Origin of the sequence: Paenibacillus sp. 102 (genome assembly GCF_039549175.1) — a bacterium.
GTDB lineage: Bacteria > Bacillota > Bacilli > Bacillales > Bacillaceae_G > Bacillus_A.
This window is the reverse complement of record NZ_JBCGHT010000014.1, coordinates 1-24,279: the sequence shown is the minus strand read 5'-3', so window position 1 is coordinate 24,279 and position 24,279 is coordinate 1. Positions and strand designations below refer to the sequence as shown.

The window sequence follows — 24,279 nt, the reverse complement described above, 5'->3', positions numbered from 1 at the left end:
TTATCTTGATGATATAATTGTGAACGGGAATGTCGATGCCGCTAAGATGAATAAGCTTAAAAATGCTATTGAAAATAATACTTTTAGTAAAGAAGAGTTGGCTGAGATTGGTAAAAAGATATCTGATTTAGGTATTACTAAAGAGTATAATGAAGCATTAATTAAAATGAATTTTGGTAAGTATCTTAAAGGACTAATAGGTGACCCACCTGCTGATATGATAAATCCACATGCACATCATATTCTATTTAAAAAAGGTCTTGGCCAGAAACAAAAAGCACTTGTTCAAGAAGGTCAAGAAATATTAAGAAGGTATGGGATAGACCTAATAATTGGTAAGGAAAATCTTGTTTGGGCACCAAATGCCTTAGTAGGACAACATAGTCTTGATGCTTTGGAGATTGTTGTAAAGCGGTTAAGGGATGTTGAAGCTGAGGGCGGTGACCTTGACGATATTGTTGACGCTCTTGAAGAATTAGGTGGATTAGCCAGTAGAAGATAATTGAATTTAAGGAGGATATGTTTTGGATAAAAAAAGTGTAAACAAAGCAATAAGAAATGCAATTAAAATTGGTGATATTAATGAAGTAAAACAATTAATAGGTAATGATAAAGAAATTTTGAACACAATGACTACATTTGGAACATGGTTACATGTAGCTGCCAAGAAAGGACACCTTGAAATGGTTGAGTATCTAATTAATAAAGGGATAGATATTGATGCTAGAGGTGGTACATTTGATGCTTCTGCATTAAATTTGGCAGCAGGAGCGGGGTATTTGGAGATAGTAAAGTATTTAATTGAGGCTGGCGCAGAATTAGATGTGAGCTTAGCAAAAAGAAATCCATTATTTGGTGCGATTTATGGTGGACATAAAGAAGTAGCTGAGTTTCTAGTTGAAAAAGGAATAGATATTTCAATTAGATACACTGGAGAAAATATTAAGAATATGAATGCTTATGAATATGCTAGAGAATTTGGGCAAACAGGAATTGCTGAATATTTAAAACAGAAGATGGATGAAAAAGAATAGGCTGTTAAAAAGTACATACTCTACCATCATAGAGTATTACGTGCAATGATAGAACAGAAAACGAAGTACGAGCTTAGGCGAGATGACATTTTATTGGGAGATGAATATAAACACATGGACTGTATATTAAACTAATTAATGACGATCTTTTGGAATCCATTCTTCTTCAATTAATCTGCACCATTAGTTTAAGTGCAATACTTTCCATTCAAACAAAATATTTTCATCATCTTCAAGTTGATATTCCACAATCTGGCCCGATTGTGGAATAGAATGACCCGCATTTTTTAACAACTTTATTATTTTTCAAACGACTTTATTGTAAATTAAACAGCTTTATTATCACTGCACACTTTTTTCGAAATGTCGAAACATTTATATAAGCATTGGGACTTGAATGAGGACAAACAGAAATTGCTGAATACTTCAGGCTAAAGATGGATGAAAAAGAATAGAAAAAGAGACTTTTTATTTAAGAGTATTTGCTACAGAGATATGCATACTTGATAATAAAACAGATGAATATTTCAACAAACCATTCAGTAATCAGATTTCTAAATACAATGATTAATAAAACATTGGTTTCTGCATTGATTGCAAATCTCATTGTACATGCTATAATATAAATACAATCTAAGGTATACACCAATCTATAAATTCATACAATAAAAAAGAGAGCAACATGCGCTAACATGTGCTCATCTTTTAGAGGTAACCATAGCCGTTAGGGTGATGGTTATCGTTTAACGTTTTGTCTTACGAGATCCACCCTTTTTCTTTTGCTTGCGACGGCGATAAGAAAGGGTGGATTTCTCTTTTTCTAAATGTTTCTTATAAAGGTGTGCTATGCTCTCACGTAGTACGCCTTTAATAATCTCTTTAAGAAATTCAAGAAATGTTTCCATGGCTTTATTCACCCCCTTCCCCCACTACAAGTGGAAAGAAGAGAAATGACAACCATGCACCCTAACTTTTCGGTTACTAAGTCATTATAGCACAGTTTCAGAGAATTGAAGATTATTGTCGAACGTCATTCTAAAATGGGAATGGCGTATTTTAATTCTTTTTTATTGTACAAATTCAAAAAAGTAAATCATCATCATATGTATTTAGTGTATCTAGAAATCTATATGGATGGTGAGAATATGAGTCAATATCAAATGCTGTATAGTACACCTTATTTGTATTCTTCACAAACTTTACGTCAAATGTACAAAAGGACAAAGAAAGAAGAGGATATTTGTGCTATACAAGAGCACATGCTTCGGCATGAAGTGTATTTAGATCGACAATACCGAGGTTACTATTATTTAAGCCAAAAAATTGAGGAAGATCTAAATGATGACGAGTATCCATTAAGTTGGAATGAATTACTCGATGATTATCAATTGTACAAAGATAATGAAGGGAATCTGTCTATTAAACCGAAAGGACGGAGTTAACATGACAATCATTGGAGAATTAGGGGTTGTTTATGGTGTTACTGGTATCTCAGTTTTAGGGATTAAATTCTTGAAAAAGAAAGGACTTTACCTTCCAGATTGGTTGCTACGTGCAGGTCTCAAATGCTTGCTTATCGGAAGTGTTTGGTACGTTCTAATGGATATGCTAGATGTGTTTCTACGCTAGTATCACATGTGGTAGTTGAAAAATAAGATAACAGTGCACCTATTAGATGTATTTCTTCCCTTCCATACAAGCTCAACTACCTCAAGGAGGTATGGAGGAAATGTTGTCACTTTTATTAATTCCAGCAACCCTTTTAACTGTTGCTTATTTTTATAGAGGTAAAGAGATGAGTGATAAGAAAAAAATTGCTACGTTTTTTGAAATTACAAAGATCTGTGTTCAGCATAAAGGTGAATTACAATATCCCGTTTTTATAAAAGAAATGGAAGATGACATAAGCATGAATTATGTTTACAAGTTACCGCTCGGCGTCCCAAGTCAGCTCATCAAAAAGTTAGCTGAAGTATTAGAAGAAGGACTATATAAACCTGTTAAAATATCGTTTCATCAAAGGGAACTTCATATTCGAGTATTTAAGCAACAAATACCTGAAGTGTGGAATTGGTCTAAGGATCTACTAAAGGAGCACACATGGAGAGTTATGATGGGGAAATCGTTAGATAAACACGTATACCATGATTTCGAGAAAACACCGCACATGTGCGTAGCGGGTATGACACGTTTTGGAAAGACAGTATTTCTAAAAAATGTGATGACGAGTTTAATTTTACAACACTCTCAACACGTGAATTTTTATATTATCGATCTGAAGGAAGGGCTAGAATTTAGTCCTTACAAAGAGCTATCTCAAGTAGTAGAAGTAGCTGAAAACCCGGAACAGGCGTTAGAGATGTTGGTGAGAGTACGTGAAAAGATGGTAAAACAGATTGAGATGATGAAAAAGTCCTATTTTACCAATGTTATAGATACATCAATTAGAGAACGTTGCTTCATCATAGTAGATGAAGGAGCGAATCTTTGTCCGACACAAGGTTTACCTAAAAAACAACGGGATATATTGTTTATGTGCCAGGAGATGTTATCTGAAATCGCAAGAATCGGAGGTGGTTTAGGATTCCGGCTTATATTTTGTACCCAATATCCAACCTCTGACACATTGCCAAGGCAAATTAAACAAAATGCTGATGCAAAGCTAGGTTTTCGATTACCAACAGCGGTTGCTTCACAAGTTGCTTTGGATGAACCAGGTCTTGAGGATCTGCCTTCCCTTCCAGGAAGAGCATTATTTAAGACTGATCGTACAGAAGAAATCCAGGTACCGTATTTAAAGGATAAAGACATGTGGGATTTACTGAAGCAATATAAGGTGGTGAAAAAACATGAGGTATCAAACCCTCAAACAGAAAGCGAGGCAAATCGAGATTTTATCCACTTTGAGTAAATTAGATTTTGCAACCAGGAGGCAATTGCAAGCCATTCACTGTTTAGGAAGTATTCGGAATGCAAATCGTGTATTAAAGGATCTGGCTTCTTATTGTCACATCACAAAAATTGCTCGTGAACATGTATATTATTTAAATAAAAAAGGACGGGATTTATTAGGAATTACAAGGACAGTAAAGAAAAATAGTCAATTACAGCACATATTAATGAGAAACGAAGCCTGGATGTGGCTTGGATTTCCAGAATGGAAAACAGAAAGGCCTATAGAGTTTTCAATCGGTGGTCAGCGACATCGAATCATCCCAGATGCAACCTATTTTGAAGATAAAGTCCCTCACTTTGTTGAGATAGATCGTATGCAACATATGAAAGCAAATGAACGTAAAATACAGTTATATGGCCATATAACAGATATCTATAAAAGACAGAAAGATATAACTCCAGTAATTATCTTTTTCACACTATCAGACTATCGACAGGAAAAGTTAGAACAATATGCTGTAAAACAAAATGTATTTATGAGAACATTCGTGATGGAAGATGTATTTAGTTAATTTATGCCCAAAAGTCAGTAGAATCTATATTTTTACCGGTTAATTTTCTTAATGCTCTAATAATACGATTGGAATTCTTAGTTGTAGGCGATACGCTATCCAAACTACACAATCGACTCACGGTAGAACGGGTAACACCACTTTTTGAAGATAGCTCTTCTTGTGTGATTTTATGCTTGTCTAAAAAACGTCCTAAAGCTGATCTAGGTTTAGAATACCAATTCATTGAATTCACTTCCTTGTGTTTTTATCTACAGCATGTCCAATAATCCCATTTTTTAAAAGTCACTGAAAATAGGAATTTTATAAACAGTAGAGCATAGAATAATATAAAGAAAATCTAAAAAAATATGTAATAATTTTGAGGAATCTAGCATTCATAGTAATAGCTACAAGTTGCTGATACACTAGCCTAATGGCAACTTGTTGCAAAGGGTATTCCTATAAAATAAAAAGCTTAAATCCATTGGTACACAAGGGTTTAAGCTTTTTATGTTTTATTAAGTTATGAAACATAGTTTAATAAAATAAGAAACTAAAATTTATTTGGCAGTCGAATTTTGAAGAAATATATAATTTCACGTACCACAATTTTAATAAAAATAAAATTAAAGTTGGATATATTGATAAATTTTCAGAATATATGTTATTTTTAGAAATGGGATAAGTAGGGGTTTTTATATGTGAAAATTACTTTTCATATGCAACATGTAAAAAGTTATTAAACATATAGAGGTATTTTTTACTGCACCCAAAACTAAAATTAAGATGGAGGAAATGCATATGACAAATGTAAAGTTTCAAGATGCTCATGTAGTTGTTCGTGGAACCTCTCGTTATAATAATGATGCGTACGATACGGTTTCAGTGTTCACTACAATTATAACGGATGAACCATTGTCTGAAGAATATTATGTACCAAGTGGAAATTCGCTATCTAATGAAGCGATTGCGATGATAAAGAAATCCGGTTTAGAATTTCGACCATATAGGGAAAGTGATTTATTGGCTGGAACTGAAGATGTGGTGACAGAAGCAAAGGAAAATCGTACTGAAGAAACAGAACAAGACGTTGCAAGAATATTATTGCGTTCAGCATTAGTAAAATGTCCATTAACATTAATTAATCAAATTGGAAATAGTTATGTGTATGAATTAAGATACGACTACAAAATTTATCGTCAAAGTAATGGTAGTTATCAATTTGAGATTCGCTTACCGTTTGATGGCATTGCACTCCAAAATGGCAGTCAAGTACAATTAACTGTTTTGACTCCTAAAGGAGCAACAGTTAACGGGGTTGAAACAAAGGGATTAGATGAGAATGGTAATGAAATTCAAGAAGAAATTACAAAATTACAAAATACAAACTGTATGGTAACAGCTTTTCGTTATCAATTGGATCCACTTTTTATTATTAACTACACACATAATGAGCCATTATATCAAGGATAATAGAAGAGCTAAAAACTTATTTTATTGGTTGTAAGGAAGTAAACATCTCTCTTAATAAAGATAGCAAGTTACCAACCGCTGTTATCAAAACTGCTACTAGAGTCGCTACTGTAACCGCTACTTCCTGAATCATGTTGACTACATCTTGAATTTTCTGTAGCTTTAAAATAAAGTTTGATTAAAAATACCCCACAAGCCAACATTTTACAATAAATAAAAAGCATCCATTTTGAAAAAAGATTAATCAAAATGGATACTTTTCTAGTAGATTTAAGACTGGTTTTTATAAAAAAGATTGATCATTTTTTACTTATGTTATTCGATAATAGCGCCCGCATTACTTTGTGCATTTAAGAAATTATGGGAAAAAGGCTTCTGTAAGCACACTACTCATTGTACAATTAAATACCTGAACAATCTTATAGAACAGGATCATCGATAGGTGAAGCGTTGTTTTGCCAAATCCGCAGGATTTCAAAGTATTCGTTATGCTTCACGTACGATAAAAGGAATCGAAACCGTTCATGCACTATACCGAAAAGGCGAAGTCTTCAAATAGACTCCGCCTTTTCGGTATATCATGAATTACAGCAATTACTAGTATCCTCATACTATTTCCTCATATATTCATGCCTCTGTTTATCTCTTGAGAAACTTTGCAACAGAACCTTATAAAGAAACAGAAGTTCAAGTTGAACATGTACTTAGAACCAACACTGGTGAGTGGTTCCAATATTATGCTGGTGATGAAGAAAATAACTATTGGATTATGAAAGATATAGAGGATGAAGAATTAATAAATTTCCCATTGCATCAATATACACTTCTGGAAACAAAACCGCGACAGATTCCAGAGAAAGAGCCAGACATTCAAATAGATTGATCAAAATTCATCGATAAGGATACACCTTATGATTTTTACTACTCTGAAAAGGCATTCAACCTTCGGATTTTACAAAATTAAACCTAGAATGATCTCGTATACATAAACGATGAATGGATAAAATTTACAAAAAAGTTGCGAAAGGTGAGAAAATCTTAGAGAAACTTTTTGAACCTTGGGAGATGAGATTCATTGGGATGATATAAAATTTATTGGCTCTGGTACATTTGACGATATAAAAGAGGGGAAATTTACAGAGCAAGAAATGGAACAGTTATATGAAGAAATAAAGAAAAGATCCTATGCTAATCCTTTGAAATAACAGAGCTTGCATTGACTGCGTTCCTAAAAAGGAAAGAAATGCATAATGATTAATTTACAAGAAAATATGTATCAACAAGCTGTAGATTCGAAGAAACTAGTCAGGTTAATCTTAAAAAGTGGTGTTCATATTCTAGGATAAATTATCTCAACGGATAAATTTACTGTATTAATTAAATCGAATGACCAACAGCAACTTGTTTATAAACAAGCAATCTCAACAATTGTATAATAAAAACTATATATCTAATCATCTAACAATGCATATATTTCTTATGGTATTTTATTTATTTGCTATAACGCAAAAACAGGAATTGAGTGGTTCAGATTCAATTCCTGTGGTGAAGTCATTTGCCAATGAATACCCTTTTATTAATTATAAAATGAGGAGTTTTGAGTTGTTTTTAACCAAATTGTTTTTCAAATTTATAAGATGTTATAGTCTGTAAGGTTGCGTTTTTGGCAACCTTACAGACTATAGACAGATTTTTTAGGGTACAACGAAAGATATACTTTACTTTAAACTATACGATCAGGGTTATTTTCATTTGCTAATTTAATAATTTGCATTATGTCTGGTCGATTACCAATTCGTTGGGATGCCGGTCTACTAGGTTCATCTTGTTGAGGTGATCCGGAGATGTTAAGATAATGCCTTACATCCGCTGGCTTCATAGGTTCTTTCTCACGAACGATTAATGTACCTTGTGTACAAGCAATTGCCCCAGCTACTATTGGAGAAGCACTAGAAGTTCCACCAAAATTATCAGTATACCATAAGTCTTTATTAATGTTTGTTCCAGATAAATCACCATAACCGGTAGTAGTTACCTCGTACCCCCAACCTTGTACATCAACACATTTACCATAATTTGAGAAGCTAAGTCTAGAGCGATCATTCCCCCAATTCCTTCCATGAGTGCCAGGTGGAGGTGCTCCAGCCCCTACCACTACGGCAAGACAATCTCGATTACGCCTATCAAATGGATTTGACCAATTATCAGGAAAGTGTTCAGGCTTAATATCATAAATTGAGTCGTCTAAATTTTCTTCTCCATTTCCTGCTGCTTCTACAATAATAATTTCTCTATCAGTTGCAAATTTAATTGCAGCAAAATCGTCTGGCCACCATTCTACAGCTATATAACCCTTTTGATCTATTCTTTCTTCATAGTCATAACGCGGACCAGGTCGATGCATTTCTAAAATAATAATATCACCACGTTTAAGCTTTCTAGCTGCTGTAAAAATAGCTCTAGCTGAACCCATCCTCATGTGGGATACTTCCATTACATGGGAATCAGGGCAGATCCCCTTAATTCCATACGAATTTTCGTCACCACTAACTACCCCTAGAACTGCTGTTCCATGGTTTTCCCAATAAGGGTCCGTACTTGCTTGTCCGGCAACAACTCCACCATTGTTCTCGGTAAGATCTTCATGAGTATTACGCCATCCACCTTCTATATCTATAATATTTACTCCTGTACCTTTTCCTCCAGGTATCGTCCATGCAGAGTATGCATTTATACCTACAGGGGGGGCATTAAGGTATACTTGGCGCATAGAATAGTCAGGGGTTTCACTAGTAAGAGTTTCGTTAGGAATTTTAGGAAGATAAGTAGGTGGCTTTATATAGGTAGCCTCAATCAGATTATGTTCCCTAATGAAAATGGATAAGTTCTCTAATTTCTCTTTCTTTCCCATAAAATTATAGTAAGCTGATAAGTCAGGATAATCTTTCTCATCAACATCAAATATAGGGTGTAATAAAATCCCCAATTTATTTAAGTATTCCAAAAGAGTACTTATATCAGAACCAACTTTCTTCATTACAATCAACTCATGTCTTCCGATATTTTCCATGAAAAATTCTCCTTACTAATCCCCTAAAATCATTTAATACTAGGTTTTATTATTTTTAAATTACATATCGAATAATTTTAACCTTCACATCTGTTTTTTCAGAATTATAAAAACTAAAGACTAATAAATTTTCAGACTGTTTTAAATTTTGACCCATATAATAAACCTTTTTGTTATCGGGAGTTCTAAAACCAATCCAACCAAATCCAACATATGATATATTAACATCTCGAGTTGAATTTTTTGTAATTACTTCGTCGTATTCATCCAATAATGTTAAATCTAATTCTTTTATTTGTTCTGTACTAAAAAACAAAATTATCCCTCCATTTCCTTATTTGTTTTTATATTAAACCTAAATATTAGGTATTATTCATCATTTGGAAATCTGCAAAAAAATAACAGTTTCAAGATGATAAGCAACACAAAAAAAATCAAACTTTTTTAAAGAAATGGAATGTCTTTAAACATTTGTACCTTTTAAAAGAACGTAAGTTCGCATGTGATAAGAACTAATGTTCTTGTTGAGAGGTGATTAATTTGTATGACTATTCACTTTTGCCTAATCGGATTATATTATGTGTTGATCTACGTAGCTTTTACGCATCAGTCAGTTGTATCAAAAGAGGATTAGACCCACGATATACAAAACTTGCCGTAGTGGGTGATGTTAATCGAAGTGGATCGATAGTACTAGCGGCAACACCACCGCTTAAAGCATTAGGCGTTAAAAAAATGGCAAGGTTATATGAAATTCCTCGCTGTAATGACATCATTGTGGTAAATCCAATCATGGGAACTTACATTAAGTGCTCAAATTATATAACTGGTTTAGCTTTACAATATGTTCCCATTGAGGATTTTCACCAATATTCCATAGATGAATTTTTTATGGACATTACAGATAGCATTCATTTATTTGCTAATAATCCGTATGAATTCGCAATGAATTTCAAGCATGAAATATATCAAAAAACACGTATCGAATGCACGATAGGTATTGGTCCTAATCCTTTAATGAGTAAGGTTGCTTTAGATGTAGAAGCAAAGAAAACGAAAGATTGCATTGCATATTGGAAGTACGAAGATGTACCCATAAAGTTATGGCCAATACGACCAATCAGTAAGTTTTGGGGGATTTCCGGTAAAACAGAAGCAAAATTAAATCGTAAAGGAATACATTCAATCGGAGACTTAGCGAATTACCCTCTCAAATACTTAAAACAAAGTTTTGGCATAATTGGTGAAGAGATGCATTTACATAGCAACGGCATTGATTTTAGCCGTATTTCAGAAAAATATGTTCCGGCAACCACTTCTATCGGAAAAAGCCAAATACTTATGCGTGATTATTCGATAGAAGAATTCCCGATTATCCTATTGGAACATATTGAAGAAGTCATACAATTTTCAGTCGGTTACAGTAAAAATTATGCTGGTGGTTTCAGAAAAACTCATACTTTAAATCGACCAACCAATTTAACCATGGATATTTATCATATATGTACATATTTTTTACATGAGTTTTACACTGGGGAACCCATTAGATCGGTCAATGTTTCTTTAACTAACTTGATAAAAGAAGGCGAAGAACAAATATCACTATTCGATAACGCAATACAACGTGAAAAGGAAATGAAATTAACTAAGGTAATGGATGAAATACGTTCTAGGTTTGGTAAAAACAGTATATTAAGAGGGATTTCGTATACAAATAGTGCGACAACAAGATACAGAAACACACTGCTAGGAGGACATAAGTCATGAACAACGCAAATATGCCAAAGGGTAGAGGAATGGTAAAATGGACTCCTTTTGCTGCAATGCCAGAACAATTCGTTGGTATCAGCGAAATTATTAAAGAAAAAACGAAGGTGTCACGCCCAGTATTAACACAAGATACAAAAGATCTAATTGAGAATAAGTTATTATGCTCATTACTTTCAGAAGAAGAAATATTAATTACTTATTATGAAGATGGCCATCTACTTACAAGCTATATGACTGTAACGGACATAGATCCTTTGAATACTTCAGTAATATGTACTGACGCATTTTATAATAAAATTACTTTTATGTTCAATGACATTATTGATGTGAAATAGTGAAAAGTTTATATAACAAGCATTTGTTACATTTTGTTCTTAATGTATTTTTTTCTAAAAATGCTAACAGTACTCCTTATAATAAACACGTACCTAAAAGTATATTTCATTTTCGGTTTAAACTAAAAATAATTTTAATACCTTTTGGTACTATGTTTTCTACTCAAAAACCACTCTTCCAAAAGGTGTACCTTTTGAAGTAGTTATGAAAAGGAACCCGTTATGGATTCCTTTTTGTTTTGTGAATTTTTTATGATACAACTTACTTTCTAGTCATCCGTTTCGCCAAATACACATCACACTGAAGAATTTGACCAAGGATGATGCAATTCAAATGTCATTGTTCGAAGATACTTCCCAAAAAGATACTAAAAGGAAATTAGCAAAGACAATAGACGGAATCCGGCATGGGTATGGTAAGAAATCAATTATGCGTGGTATTAGCTATATTCAAGGAGCTACACAACGTGATCGAAATAATAAAATTAGATGGTGACCCCAGGTAGCTAGTAGCTGCACGGGCTATATATGGTAAAATATATATAATGAATTATAGGAGGGTATTATATGAAAGAGGAGTTAGAAAGGTTACTAAAGGATCAACAGACTAATTCTGGGAAAAATGAGACAATTAATCCAGGTGATGATAATGAAGAAATATTAGGCGATGAGGAAGTTTTAGTAGATGAAAATAAATCCTTATTGTATAAAAGCAGAATAAGAGAATTAATAAAGGATGTAGCCTCCTCGGATGGGCTAGATCTACGAATATCTAAGGAAGGATTCCAAAGGTATCATGATTCAGTAAAGTTTCTTTCTGTGATTCTGATGTATGAAATAAATAGTGTCTTAAAAGAACAAAAGAAAAAAACTTTGAATGTAGCACATGTAGATGAGGCAATATCAAAAATGCTAGGCAGAGCTGATGCTTTAAATATTTCAATTCAGGAAATTGAAAGAGTGCTAGAAGTGCTTCAGAGTAAAAGTCATACTACGTCTATTTCTAGAGCAATGGATTATTTAATTATGGAAAATGAAGGAACAGAATCTGAAGATGAAGGTAGTCTAGAAAAATGAATATAAGAGAACAAAAACTTTTCTTCACTCGAGATGGGTTTAGTATTTGGGAAGAAATATGTGAACTATCTACAGAAATTACTTATGAAATTATTAATTGGTGCCTTAGCGAAAGATTAATAACTACATTACCCGCAAGCAAAGATGAATATGGCTGGTTTTTATATAAAACATATCTTGACTTAAATGAAGAGGGAAAAGAGCAGGAGCTAGTAGCTAAGATTAGTCAATATTTTAAAAGCATTCCTGTTCCTAAAAGTGACTTCAATGGATTACTTTATTATTTTCCGATAAATAAGATTGAAATTAATAAAATATACAATTTACTCAAGGATTTAGATTTTGAAGGTATAGATCATGTTAATGTGAACATATTTTCTCTCCTAATGACAAAAGAAGATATTATTAATATAAGATTGACTACAGAGAAAATTACAACTTACATGAATCACAAAATATCGCAAAAAACACATACTGAATTAAGAATTTACCCTCAAAGGGATATAATTCTGCAGACAAATTTCTCAGGATATACTCATACTGATGGTGAAAAAAATGAATTTATTGCAGAAATTTATAGAAGAATTGCAGCTAGCCACCAGGGGAGTTCAATTAAGCCTTATAATTTTAGTGATCATACTTTAAGACGGTTACTAGTTATTAATAATGAAAGTATGCCTTCACGTTATAAATTTGATAATGGAATAATGAAGTTTAGTGTTGATGTTAAGCACCCAATGAGTTTCTTGGATGCTCTGTGTCATGATGATATAAAGTATTTGTATGATAACTATCCCATTTCTGTGGTTAAACTAAACAGGGGTGAGGAGGTTAGTTTAATCTTAGATGGATCTGAAGGTAAGATAATGTCTCGATTAAAAAACCTTCAAGTTATAGATATAGATAAATTTATAAGTGAAATCTCTGTATTACTCCGATACGATTATCTAAATCACACTTATGAAGAAGAAATGAAAAATCTTGCTCGAAGACGATTATCAGTTGGAACAATTCCCCAACGAGAAGCTGTAATTGCAACAGCAAAAAAAGAAATCGGAGAAGTGTTCGAAACAGCATTTAAAGATGAAACTCAAGTTATAGTAAAACTGTTACAAAATACTTTTTTTTACTGCTTACTTGAGGGGAAAATTATTCCTTTTGATGAAAATACTTATAAGTTAGATGAAAAAATCTTAGTTTATCTTAGCAAAATAAGTGGTCTTGCAAAGGAAGAAATAACTCAGATTTTAAATTTTCTTATTAAATTAGGCGCTGATAATGGGAATAATATTGAAAGTTTATTGGAAAAATTAGATACAGCAATACCAATAACGCAGGTGATTAATTATGCTAGTGGGCTCTGAATACGAAATTCTTTCTCGTATAGCTTCTTCTTATAAGTTACAGAAAAATAGTAATAATATTGTTTTTTCTTTAACAGACTATAAAGTGAAATTCCAACAAGATGATAGAAATCTCCAATATTTAGAGAAACTTGAATTGCAAGGATTTATAACAATTAAAAATGAAATAGTAACCCTTAATATAACGAAATGGTGTAATTTCTTTGTAGAAATATTAAGTAGAAGGTTAGTGAATCAAGGGTATAAATATGATATCTCATATGATGAGAAAAAGAATTTAATTATGGTATCTCAAGATGATGAAATGAAGACTGAGTTAAAGGTTAACTTTGATCCTAATGCCACTTTAGATAATGATGTTCAGACGATTCATTTTTGTTATCTTCCTACTTTAGAGTACTATTTACATTGGTTCATTTTAATTAACGATGATAATGCTTTAGATATTTTTTCATTTGTTATCTCCAATAAACTAAAAAGATTAAATATTGAGCGTCAAATAAGCTTTAATTTTTTTAGCGGTTTAGACCCTGAAGATATTAATCAGATATATTACGTTACCATAAAGGAATATTTTAAAGAGTTAAATTTAGACATACTAGAACATGTTTCAGATACTCAAATTCTTTATGAAACAGTTAAAACAGAAGAATTTGATGCATACTTTGTAAAAAAAGGACAATTTAGGGTTGCTGTAATAAAGATAGAAAATAAAATAAAGTTTATAACATATGACCAAGAGAATATTTTGGTACATAACACCGAAGTTGAGAATATCATCATTAATTTAAAGGGAAAGCTAATAGCAAAGGTTAATGAGTTTAATAGTATACGTAATATTAATAAACTAAAGGTTATCGATAATTCTAGAAAAGTGGCACAATTACTTTCAATAATCTTGGTTCCAATTAATGGTTTAATCTTATTGGCAAATTCTTTAAATATATCTTTCATTAAACAAATTACAGAAAATAAATTAGTTTTTTGGGGATTGATCTTACTATATATAATCACCTTCATTTTAACTATAACTACTGTTGTAGTCCCTAGTATAAGGATTAATACATTTAGTTGGAGCTTCTATAAAAAAACGTTATTTAAGAAAATGTTTAATATCTAAGTGGCATTTCGTAAAACAACACCGAATGCTAAATGTTTATTTTTTTGTACCGTTCTATGACTATCACGCTAAGAAATACAAGTGTCCCCAAAACGAGAAAATTGAAATATACAGGTGAAAATGTACAATTTTTTTGTTTTGGGAACGTTATAAAATTCTTAAGCTGATGGATATGGGAGTATTTTGTTTTGTTAGCTTGATAGAGATGTTATTAGGTATTAGAAGTGTTTAAAAGAATTAGTTAGATAGGGTGTGTATTGGTGAGAAAGAGAATAAAGAGAAAAAGTTATCAAATGGAAAAAGAAGGTGAGCAAATACAAAAGGATAGATTATCTTATTTACAAGATACTGCATGGATTATCACAGTTCTCACAGGAGCCATCTACTTTTTCTCTTATTCTTTTCAAAAGGGAATTAGAGATTATTATGGTATAGATGATATTAGTTTAAGTGATCTAGATGTACCTTTAATTGTTAGTTCTGTATATGATGTTTCCTCTTTGATACTCAGGGTGTGTATTTTATATTTTATTTCAAGAATGTTAATTTGGTGTGCAAGTTTTATAATGAATATACTGGATGCAAGGCAAAATGCTCCTAAAAAAGATACTTTTATAAGAGTGAAATTAGGAAGCTTTTATTCAAAAATAGGTGAGTTTTCAAGTTCATTTATTGAAACAGATTTAAATAAAGTTGGTAATTTTAAGGAAGTGATAGGAACAATCTATGATAGGAAAGAGTTTGCTCCTATAAATGCAATTACAAATGGAATTTTTCTTATGCTAGTCCTTGGCTATCTACCATTTTTAGTATTAAAGGATTCATATAATTTTAATGTAGCTAATCTATTAAGTATTAGAGTATGGGCACTTTTTTTCATTTTACTAGTAATGTTACTATTTTTATTTATTGTACTTTCCCTAAAAAAATTGAAGTCAGGAACAATTAAAAATGGACTTTTAAAGCTATGTTTAAGAGGGATTGTTGCTATTTATAGAAGAAACCCATTGGCTTATATTTGGAAGCAATGTAACTGGGGAATAAGAGGGATTATAATCATTACAATTGGTATAGGTTCATCATGGATTTTCTTTCAATATGGATATACAAAAGCTGAGAAAAAAGAAGATTATACAATTGTACAATATCAGGGGAAAGAGTTTGTTATGTTAGATAAAGATAAAAATAGAATGCTTGTATCTCCTCTTACAATAAATAATAATCACTATATGATGTCAAAAAATGAATTTCAATTAATTGAATTGAAACAAGGAAATACTAATTCTATTGTATTTAAAGGGAAAAGTTTAGTTGGTGGTTTGCAGGTATCTCCTAATGAGAGGGAGGAAAGATTGAAGGAATTAGATAAAACTATCCAGAGTATCCCTGTTTTAAGAAATTTAATCCCAATTAGTTTGCTAATTGATAAATAGCTACAGCATGTTTAATCTTTTGCAACTGCCAATAGTTCTCCTGTCCTGATCACAGTTAGTAATTCTCATTGGTTAATTAGAGCAGATGATTAAAGTGTGACAGGTATAGAGGAACTTTATATTGGGATGCACTTTGATTATTCCACAAAACAATAGATTCACTCCTGTTAACATAGTTAACTTATTAATATTGAATTTGAAAATAAAAAAAGAACTTGTAAGGAATCACTACAAGTTCTTTTTAGATAATTTAAAAAGGTGAAACAAACTATCTCATTATTTGTAACGGGGAAACCATATTGATTAGGTTTGATTCCATTATATAACAAATACTGACAATCTAATTTTTTAATTTAGAAAATTATGTTAATTAATAAAAAATTAGAGTTTATAGTTTTTATCCCTAAAAAATCCTAATTGTTTATTTTGTACAAAACACTTTAAATCAATATCTATATCATAATAAATTAGTGAAAATATAAGTATAGGTAAATGAAGAAGAAGAAGAAGAAGAAGAAGAAGAAGAAGAAGAAGAAGAAGAAGAAGAAGAAGAAGAAGAAGAAGAAGAAGAAGAAGAAGAAGAAGAAGAAGAAGAAGAAGAAGAAGAAGAAGAAGAAGAAGAATGGAGGGTTCTTACCTAACATACTATAGTTATATTCATATATAATAAACTATAATAAGATGAATTTATTATTATAACTAAATATAATTCTTGAACACATGTAAGTCACTGACATTCTGACCGTGAATTTTTGAAAGAGTTGAAAATTGTATATTTCGTACAAAATGTAAGTTATAATTTTTTTGAAGAGCAATCTGTAAGTCCCATTGAAATATGTGGTAAATTTACATGGGATATGAAGTGCATATTAAAAAAGAGATAATGCACTAAAAGAAGTGTTCTTATCTCTTTTTTACTTATATGATGAAGAAATAAATTGTGGAAAAATTAAACAAACGTTTGTTTAAAACATATTGGCTATGGATCAATATAAGTGATATGAGGATGAGAGGTTCTGTTGAAAAGTTTTTTAAATTTAGAGAATCTGGTTCAGAATCGTCAAATGTTAAGTAATAATAAATAATTTCTTTAATTAATTATACGTTGTAAAAACGCAGTTTGGTTGCAAACTACGTTTTTGTTTATATAGGGCATGAATCGTTTCGAAAACTTTGCAACAGAACCCCTTACTTCTATTTCTTCTGCTGTTTCGATTAAATATGTCATAGCCATTTAACCATTACCAATATCATTATATTTCTTCTTTTTCTTCTGTTTTTCGTTTTCGTAATAACCATTCAATAAGGTTAACCCCCGACAAAATAGTAGATGCTACTAGAATACACCCACCAGCAACTAGGAAACTATTAGAACTTAACTCTATTGAAAATACATTTGCTACAATAACCATTAATATTCCAAATATAAAAAGAGCTAAACTAAAATACTCCCACCTTTCACTTCTTTTTAACACCTTCTTTCCTTTCAATGCTAAAACAAGAAAAATATACAATTTAAAACTCAAAAACAGAAATAAACCCAATAATATTATATATACTAAGATTTTTACGATAAATTTATCTAATTTAAATAAAACTATTATTTCTCCTAAATAATTTATTCCAATCTCTATACCTCTACTGAAATAAATTGTTCCAATGGCTATAATTAAGCTAGAACTTATCAATAGTAAAAATTTACGTTTAGCTTTTTTTATAGATTTAAAATCTTTAATCACTTGATCGAACTTTATCAAGTTTCCTTTAAAGTACCCTTTTAAAAATACGAACCTTTTCTTTCCCTTATTCGCATAACTATTTATATCTTTTTCATACTCAGACAACTGATGGAGCATTTCAAAGAGCTTTTTTAAATAGGTAATAACTTGTACAAAAGCAGCTATTAAAAATAGAATCAATAAATACTGTGCCATATCTTCGTGACCTTGTCTTGCATTATTTAATATATTAGCTTTAGATGTAATATATCCTATGCCTATATTAAGAACAATAAATATAGGTGAGACTATCAATTCATTTATATCTCTATCAATTTTTTTTACAGGAAAAGAATAAACACCGGCTATTGTTAGCCCAACAGATAAAATTAAAGCGTATATAAAGGAATATTCATCTTTAACACCATATTGAGCAAAAGAATGCAAAAGTACAAAACATAGACTACTTACCGATATCCCTACAACTATATACAATTTAATTATGTAAGCTAAAAAGAATCCAACTGAATGAAATTTATTTTTTAAAGAGAATATCACTCGCATGAAAATCATTGGAACATTCAATGTTTTCGACGACAGATTCACAAAAAGCAGAAGGCAATTCAAAATCATAAATATTTTAAAAAATACATACCAATCACTGTACAGATTTTTGGTAAATAAAGATAATGCTAATGCCACAAAAAAGGATCCAATAGCAGAAAAAAATGTACTAAATATACCATTATATAATAGTATGATGATTAACTCGTAATTTGCTATTTGTTTTTCATTATAAATTTTAATCTTGCCAGCAAATATCGCTGTGATTTCTAAAAATAAACACCAAATACTCTGCAATATCTTTTCTACTTTCAATTTACCACCCTTCCTTCTATATAAAATCCCGCCTACTTATAAGGCCTCACCATATCAAAAAAAGAAAATTGTACGTTTAGATACAATTTGGACACATTTTAACTGATACACTGTACGTTAAGTGCAAAGTTTGTTACTAGAAAACTAGCCTTTTTTAGTGAGTTAGTCTTAGATAAACTAATTGATGTCTGCACTACAGCATTTATTGATATTATTAATAGAACAAACATGAATATCAAAAACCATTTTGGAATATCATTTTTCTTTTTTATGAAAGATATTAAGAGAATTAAAAGTAATATAACCAAATATGCTATTGATACATGCAATTCTAAATTTTATTATATTATATTTTTTAATATCAAAACCGGATATAGAATTTATATCCATATTGAGAAATTTATTACAAAATTTTCTGTGAATGTATAAAAATCCGAAAATAAATTTTTAGATATTAGTTTACTTGGTTCTGTTGCAAAGTTTGAAAAAAGCATAAACAGGTTGGTAAATGAAGAGCAATGTTTAAGAAGTAGCTAATAATTGTTGAAGTTCATTGTACGTTGAAAAGACGGAGTCTCTTTGAAGACTTCGCCTTTGTTTATATAGAGCATGAATGGTTTCAATACCTTTTATCGTACGTGAAGCATGACGAAGATTTTGAAATCCTGCAGATTTGGCAAAACGTCTCTTTACATGCCTATGATCCTGTTCAATAAGATTGTTTAAATGCTTGATTGTACAATGGATTGTAGTTTGATAAAATCCTTGTTTTCTTAATTTGTTAAATGCGCAAAGTAATGCCGGCGCTTTGTCTGTAGTGAGAACAGTTGGTTCTCCAAAATGTTTTACTAATCTTTTCATGAAGGAATAGGCAGCTTGATGATCTCGTTTTTTACGAAGTTGAATATCCAATGTGTGTCCATCTTTATCAATTGCACGATAGAGATAACGCCATTCTCCCTTAACTTTGATATAAGTCTCATCTAAATGCCAAGATAAGCGTGCAGATTTATTTTTCATTTTCCAAATTTGATAGATGAGATTGCCATATTCATGAACCCAACGCATGATGATTGTTGGGTGAACTGAAATACCACGTTCTTTCAGGATTTCAGATACATCGCGATAACTTAAAGAAAAACGGCAGTAGTAGCCGACAGCTACTAAAATAATATCTTTCTTGAATTGTTTTCCCTTAAAATATCTCATGTCTGATTCTCCTAGATCCTGTTTTCTAGAGTGTAGCTTCAGGTAGAAAACTTTGCAACAGAACCCCTTTTCGTTTATTTTACTTCTGCTGTATAATTCCCTGTTCCACCGCTGTATTTATATACAACTAAATAATATTTCCCTGGCTGCGCATAATAATTTCCAAGTAATTTATTTCCTTCATGTTTTGTTGCATACGCAACATAGTTGTTAAGGTCTGACTCATGATGCAACACCCAGTTCAGCCCAAGGTTTTGTTCATTCGTGATAGTAATTTGTAAATCTTTTGGGTCTTTTACATCAATTAAAAATCGATCAACTTGATCTTGATCACTTAGGCTACCTCGCAATAAGGTGTTCAGAGATAGCGGATTAGCTGTATTGAAGGAATCATTCGGTTCTTTTTCTACACTAGTATCTTCTTCAGTATTCACTCCACTAAATACAACATCATATTCAAATTGTCCGGCCGCAGTAACACGGTAATTCACGAAATAAGCAGTTAATGTTTTGTATCCGCTCCATTCTTTTTCTGAAAGATGTTTTAGCATCTCATTCGTTGCTTGGTTCATCGCTTTCCGGTCCTCATTTTCTCCTTTTGACACACCTCCTGTATATGTTCCTTGTAGTGTAAATGTATTAAAGAATTGTGATTTATTTTTTGTTACCTTCACATCTTTTAACTTCGCTTCATTGGTGATATCTACTGTAACATCTGAAAGTGGCTTTGGAGCGTGCTGTGCTAAATAATCATCTGATACTTGCGGAATTGTATACTTCTCACGATTGTCAATAAGCATTTGCATATAAGATTGGTAGTCTTCATTTAATTTATTATCTTTACTTAATGTAGAGCGGTACGTATCATAACCTGGTACATCATTTGCACGAATTAAATCATGCACTTTATCGAACATATCAGGGCGGTTATTATACATATAAGATTGCAATGCAAACGAATAGTTATAAAAATCCCATGTTCCATACTTTGCATTTAATGTTTGCTCTGCTGTGTACCGCTTAGCAGGATCACTGGATAATCCACCAATTATACTTTTTCGCGGTACTACGCTATCTACACGAGTTGAACCTGCGAAGAATTCCGCATTTCCTTCTTCAAACCAAGTCAAACGTTCATTTTGATATAATTCTCCTTGGCCCCATAATCCCGGCACTTCGTATCTTCCCTGTAAATAGTGTGTAAATTCATGACGGAATAATTCTTCTAAACTGTATATGCTTTGTTGTGGTGTACGTTCATAAGTAAAGAAAGTTCCGATTCCTTCAATATAAATTCCACCATTATTCGTTTCATATCCGTACAATTGACGATTCAATTGATATTCATCCGGACTATTGTAAATGACCATTGTTATCACATCATCAGCATGTCCACTTTCAAGCGATTTATCACTACCAACTGTACGATAAAATTGAGATCGCACTTCTTTTGCCGCCCAATATAAACGTTTAATTTTGTCTTCGGTAACTTTATCTCCCGCTTTAAAAACAATTGTCCCATCATCAAATGTGTACGTTTTTGGCAAATATTTTTTCTTACCATCTTCTCGAATTTGATCTAAATTTACTGTTTTTCCATTCGCATCTACTCCGCCGTAATTTGTAACAATTTGTTCTGCCGCGACAAAATATTGCTGTCCCAAATATGGATAAATCCGCATCGCTTCTGTAACAACCTGCTGCCCTTTTGTTGGTGTACTATGAAGTTTGCCAAAACGGCTAGCATAGTAAATTCCATTATTAATTAACCATCCGTTTTTGTCTGTTACCGTACCAATGAGTGCAAAACGATTTATTTCATTAATAAAGCTATCGATGTTCCTATACCACATTGTATCTTTTGGTTCTTTACCCGTAGTATACATATACGACTGAACCTCATAATCAATTCCTTTCATCAAATTATATATAGCATCTCCTTTTGTATGGTCTTCAATGAAAGCTGCAAGGTTATCGTTATATTGTTTGAAGATTTCACCTGCATATAGCAGTACTTCTACATCAGCTGATGCGTTCCCAATCAGCATTCCATACGATGAAATAACTTTGTTTTGTTCTGTCGTACCAAGTTTAAAATTCGGATTCTTCGCGATTGTTTTTAAAGCTGGTAAACATTTATCATGATAGCTTCGCTCGTTTAGTTTGTTTAACTCCTGATTATAAAAGCCTAAATAAAATCCAGAACGTAGAACTTCTACTAATGTCTCAATTCCTTTTGAATCATCCTTCGTATAAGCTCGTCCTTGTTCTGCTAGTTTATCAATAATAGCTTGCACCCGGCTATCATCTTGATAGAACTTGAGACTATCACTATTAAACTGAAATAAATCTGAAATTTGATACCATTTAATTGTAACAAGAAGATCGGTTAATTGTTTGTTGCTTAATTGATTTAATTCAGCCATTGAGTATTTTCTTTCTTCAGTTAGTTGTTTAGCATTCTCTTTCGGCATCGGTGGACGTTGTGATAAATCTGCTAACTTTAATCGTTTTGTAAAAGTGGCATTTTCTTGTACGCTCGAAGAATGCGCTAACTCATCAACAGATTTCTTTGATCCTACTGGCTCCATTTGTAATACTTTCTTTGTAGTTTTTTCTTTTGTCTCTGCTTGAATTTGTAACCCATTACATGATATAGTAACAAGTCCAACACCAAGCATCAGTTTACAAAATTTAGAGTATTTAGCCACACTATTTCCCCTTTTCAATAAATTGATAATTCAGAATAATAATTAAATTGTTCGATCTATCTTTATTAAGCGTCTTCTCTAGTGATACTAGTAAAATTAGTGATATAATAACAAGTGATTTTTTACCATAAATAATCTTTCATACTCATTTCTTGAACTCATCCTCCCTTCCTTTAATTAAATACAAGCAAAAACCGTACCAATTTTGTATCTTATGAATAGAATACCATCCTTCATTAACACTGTATAAAAACCTATACACAAATAATTTAGATATGTATAAATTATTTGACATTACCTCCCCCTTTATGAAAACAGTTTGGTACAAAGTCTAGTTTGTTTCCGTCTTAAGTTGATGGATGTGGGGTAGCACCACACATCCATCAACTTAAGAATTTAGGGTATTTTTGAAGTTAAAAGCACGTTACTATTTTCTTATGTTAATGAGAAAGGGGACGTGCTTTTTATGAATATGCACCAAAAACAAGAGTTATCTTTATTTGCTGAAGAGTTATATCGATATATGTCTCCCGCTACACTTAATCAACTAGCTATAGAAGCTGGCGGGATGAAACGAAAACGTAAGTGCCACGGGCACCATTTCTTATCGTTGTGTGTATGGTTAAATCAACAAATCGCTACTACCTCTCTTACTCAACTTTGTAGTCAATTAGAAACTTCAACAGGAATTTTATTAAGTCCTGAGGGACTTAATCGGCGATTTAACGCGGCTTCTGTAGCCTTCTTTCGAACTGTATTTACTACACTTCTACAAGCTAAAATTGGGGGATTATCTAAGATTTCTCATGCTCTTTCTGCTTACTTTGAGCGTATTCTTATCCTTGATTCTACAACATTTCAAGTGCCGGATCGTTTTGCATCTACTTATCCTGGTGCCGGAGGATGTAGTCATAAAGCTGGTGTGAAAATTCAACTAGAGTATGACTTGTTAAGTGGGGAATTTTCTGATGTGAAAATTGAACCAGGAAAACGAAGTGATCAAGCGTATGGTGCGACTCGAACAGGTATGGCACAAAAGAATGAACTATATATTCGTGACTTAGGATATTTTCGTTTACAAGACTTTAAGTCTATTCAAGATAAGCAAGGATATTATTTATCACGTCTTAAGTTACCAACTAAGATATATAGAAAGGAATTCGAAACAGTCATATTTAAAACAAAACCCGCTCAACTGAGGCCGGTATATATACAAATTCATTTGGAAGACATCATGAACCAATTACAACCTGGCCAAGTGTATGAATTACATGATGTATATGTAGGGAGCAAAGACAAACTACCTACTCGCATTGTGGTTTATAAATGTACGGAGGAGCAAAAACAAAAACGCCTACGTGATCGAGCTATTCGTGAAAAGAAAAAAGGAATTACATATACAGAGCGTACGAAACTTTTACAAGGAATTACGGTATATATGACAAACACTCCTACAGATATTGTCCCGATGGGACAAGTACATGATTGGTACTCTTTACGTTGGCAAATCGGCGTGTCCAGATAAGGACACATTATCTAGTTGGTGAAAGTCCAATCGGGAGAATAGACTCCACTCCCGTAGCCTGAGAGGCGCCATGAAGTGAAAACGACATAGCGAAGCCCTCTGACATCACATG

23 protein-coding genes and 4 pseudogenes are annotated in these 24,279 nt (G+C 32.1%); 18 read left to right on the top strand and 9 right to left on the bottom strand.

The genetic code is table 11. The features are described 5' to 3' along the window. The first annotated feature begins 46 nt into the window (after window positions 1–46). A complete protein-coding gene (locus AAIE21_RS22255) occupies window positions 47–502 on the top strand; it encodes an AHH domain-containing protein (protein ID WP_343268784.1) in 456 nt (151 codons plus the stop codon). 22 nt (window positions 503–524) lie between these two features. Further along, window positions 525–1,034: an ankyrin repeat domain-containing protein gene (locus AAIE21_RS22250; protein ID WP_343268783.1), complete on the top strand. Its 510-nt coding sequence runs from the start codon at window positions 525–527 to the stop codon at window positions 1,032–1,034. A 743-nt stretch (window positions 1,035–1,777) separates the two neighbouring features. Here the strand turns inward: AAIE21_RS22250 and AAIE21_RS22245 are convergent. Then, the gene (locus tag AAIE21_RS22245; RefSeq protein ID WP_343268855.1) at window positions 1,778–1,951 is read right to left on the bottom strand and encodes a hypothetical protein; all 174 of its coding nucleotides are present in this window, start codon (window positions 1,949–1,951) and stop codon (window positions 1,778–1,780) included. A gap of 228 nt (window positions 1,952–2,179) precedes the next feature. Between AAIE21_RS22245 and AAIE21_RS22240 the strand changes: the two genes are divergently transcribed. The 4 genes from AAIE21_RS22240 (at window position 2,180) to AAIE21_RS22225 (ending at window position 4,501) form a co-directional block, all read left to right on the top strand. After that, the gene (locus AAIE21_RS22240; protein ID WP_343268782.1) at window positions 2,180–2,476 is read left to right on the top strand and encodes a hypothetical protein; all 297 of its coding nucleotides are present in this window, start codon (window positions 2,180–2,182) and stop codon (window positions 2,474–2,476) included. Between the two features lies 1 nt (window position 2,477). After that, a complete protein-coding gene (locus AAIE21_RS22235; protein ID WP_343268781.1) occupies window positions 2,478–2,663 on the top strand; it encodes a hypothetical protein in 186 nt (61 codons plus the stop codon). A gap of 100 nt (window positions 2,664–2,763) precedes the next feature. Next, complete coding sequence (locus AAIE21_RS22230; protein ID WP_343268780.1) at window positions 2,764–3,945, top strand: FtsK/SpoIIIE domain-containing protein; 1,182 nt, start codon at window positions 2,764–2,766, stop codon at window positions 3,943–3,945. Beyond that, window positions 3,884–4,501, top strand: a complete 618-nt coding sequence (locus AAIE21_RS22225) for a replication-relaxation family protein (protein ID WP_343268779.1) — start codon at window positions 3,884–3,886, stop codon at window positions 4,499–4,501. Before AAIE21_RS22230 ends, AAIE21_RS22225 begins: the two co-directional genes overlap by 62 nt. Before the next feature lies 1 nt (window position 4,502). On the opposite strand, the gene AAIE21_RS22220 is transcribed toward AAIE21_RS22225, so the two are convergent. Further along, window positions 4,503–4,727, bottom strand: a complete 225-nt coding sequence (locus AAIE21_RS22220) for a helix-turn-helix domain-containing protein (protein ID WP_174103126.1) — start codon at window positions 4,725–4,727, stop codon at window positions 4,503–4,505. 557 nt (window positions 4,728–5,284) lie between these two features. Here AAIE21_RS22220 and AAIE21_RS22215 point away from each other — a divergent pair. The 4 genes and pseudogenes from AAIE21_RS22215 to AAIE21_RS22200 all read left to right on the top strand — a co-directional run bounded on the left by AAIE21_RS22215 (window position 5,285) and on the right by AAIE21_RS22200 (window position 7,392). After that, entirely contained in the window at window positions 5,285–5,956 is a 672-nt protein-coding gene (locus AAIE21_RS22215) for a hypothetical protein (protein ID WP_343268777.1), read from the top strand. Between the two features lie 328 nt (window positions 5,957–6,284). Next, window positions 6,285–6,497: pseudogene (locus AAIE21_RS22210) on the top strand (DDE-type integrase/transposase/recombinase); the annotation flags it as partial. A gap of 105 nt (window positions 6,498–6,602) precedes the next feature. Continuing rightward, window positions 6,603–6,839, top strand: a complete 237-nt coding sequence (locus AAIE21_RS22205; protein ID WP_343268776.1) for a hypothetical protein — start codon at window positions 6,603–6,605, stop codon at window positions 6,837–6,839. A gap of 367 nt (window positions 6,840–7,206) precedes the next feature. Further along, window positions 7,207–7,392 (top strand): annotated as a pseudogene (locus tag AAIE21_RS22200) (RNA chaperone Hfq). Between the two features lie 287 nt (window positions 7,393–7,679). Here the strand turns inward: AAIE21_RS22200 and AAIE21_RS22195 are convergent. Beyond that, the gene (locus tag AAIE21_RS22195) at window positions 7,680–9,026 is read right to left on the bottom strand and encodes a S8 family serine peptidase (protein ID WP_343268775.1); all 1,347 of its coding nucleotides are present in this window, start codon (window positions 9,024–9,026) and stop codon (window positions 7,680–7,682) included. Between the two features lie 55 nt (window positions 9,027–9,081). Next, window positions 9,082–9,342, bottom strand: coding sequence for a hypothetical protein (locus AAIE21_RS22190; RefSeq protein WP_343268774.1), 261 nt, complete (start codon window positions 9,340–9,342; stop codon window positions 9,082–9,084). Between the two features lie 224 nt (window positions 9,343–9,566). On the opposite strand from AAIE21_RS22190, the gene AAIE21_RS22185 reads away from it, so the two are divergent. The 7 genes from AAIE21_RS22185 to AAIE21_RS22155 all read left to right on the top strand — a co-directional run bounded on the left by AAIE21_RS22185 (window position 9,567) and on the right by AAIE21_RS22155 (window position 16,125). Next, window positions 9,567–10,793, top strand: a complete 1,227-nt coding sequence (locus tag AAIE21_RS22185) for a Y-family DNA polymerase (RefSeq protein ID WP_343268773.1) — start codon at window positions 9,567–9,569, stop codon at window positions 10,791–10,793. Further along, complete coding sequence (locus AAIE21_RS22180) at window positions 10,790–11,131, top strand: YolD-like family protein (RefSeq protein ID WP_343268772.1); 342 nt, start codon at window positions 10,790–10,792, stop codon at window positions 11,129–11,131. Before AAIE21_RS22185 ends, AAIE21_RS22180 begins: the two co-directional genes overlap by 4 nt. 334 nt (window positions 11,132–11,465) lie before the next feature. Beyond that, window positions 11,466–11,627, top strand: a complete 162-nt coding sequence (locus AAIE21_RS22175) for a hypothetical protein (protein ID WP_343268771.1) — start codon at window positions 11,466–11,468, stop codon at window positions 11,625–11,627. Window positions 11,628–11,698: 71 nt separating this feature from the next. Then, a complete protein-coding gene (locus AAIE21_RS22170) occupies window positions 11,699–12,208 on the top strand; it encodes a hypothetical protein (protein ID WP_343268770.1) in 510 nt (169 codons plus the stop codon). Beyond that, entirely contained in the window at window positions 12,205–13,572 is a 1,368-nt protein-coding gene (locus tag AAIE21_RS22165; protein WP_343268769.1) for a chromosome partitioning protein ParB, read from the top strand. Before AAIE21_RS22170 ends, AAIE21_RS22165 begins: the two co-directional genes overlap by 4 nt. After that, window positions 13,556–14,692, top strand: coding sequence for a hypothetical protein (locus AAIE21_RS22160; protein WP_343268768.1), 1,137 nt, complete (start codon window positions 13,556–13,558; stop codon window positions 14,690–14,692). Before AAIE21_RS22165 ends, AAIE21_RS22160 begins: the two co-directional genes overlap by 17 nt. A gap of 260 nt (window positions 14,693–14,952) precedes the next feature. After that, complete coding sequence (locus tag AAIE21_RS22155) at window positions 14,953–16,125, top strand: hypothetical protein (RefSeq protein WP_343268767.1); 1,173 nt, start codon at window positions 14,953–14,955, stop codon at window positions 16,123–16,125. Between the two features lie 467 nt (window positions 16,126–16,592). On the opposite strand, the gene AAIE21_RS22150 is transcribed toward AAIE21_RS22155, so the two are convergent. From AAIE21_RS22150 to colA, 5 genes and pseudogenes are all read right to left on the bottom strand, one after another. After that, window positions 16,593–16,769, bottom strand: a complete 177-nt coding sequence (locus AAIE21_RS22150) for a hypothetical protein (RefSeq protein ID WP_343268766.1) — start codon at window positions 16,767–16,769, stop codon at window positions 16,593–16,595. 450 nt (window positions 16,770–17,219) lie between these two features. After that, window positions 17,220–17,300, bottom strand: a pseudogene (locus tag AAIE21_RS22145) (IS6 family transposase); the annotation flags it as partial. A 78-nt stretch (window positions 17,301–17,378) separates the two neighbouring features. Beyond that, complete coding sequence (locus tag AAIE21_RS22140; RefSeq protein WP_343268765.1) at window positions 17,379–18,722, bottom strand: teichoic acid transporter; 1,344 nt, start codon at window positions 18,720–18,722, stop codon at window positions 17,379–17,381. 522 nt (window positions 18,723–19,244) lie between these two features. Continuing rightward, complete coding sequence (locus AAIE21_RS22135) at window positions 19,245–19,931, bottom strand: IS6 family transposase (protein ID WP_343268764.1); 687 nt, start codon at window positions 19,929–19,931, stop codon at window positions 19,245–19,247. Between the two features lie 74 nt (window positions 19,932–20,005). Next, a complete protein-coding gene (colA, locus tag AAIE21_RS22130) occupies window positions 20,006–22,642 on the bottom strand; it encodes a collagenase ColA (protein ID WP_343268763.1) in 2,637 nt (878 codons plus the stop codon). 466 nt (window positions 22,643–23,108) lie between these two features. On the opposite strand from colA, the pseudogene AAIE21_RS22125 reads away from it, so the two are divergent. After that, window positions 23,109–24,152: pseudogene (locus AAIE21_RS22125) on the top strand (IS4 family transposase); the annotation flags it as partial. Window positions 24,153–24,279: the final 127 nt, after the last annotated feature.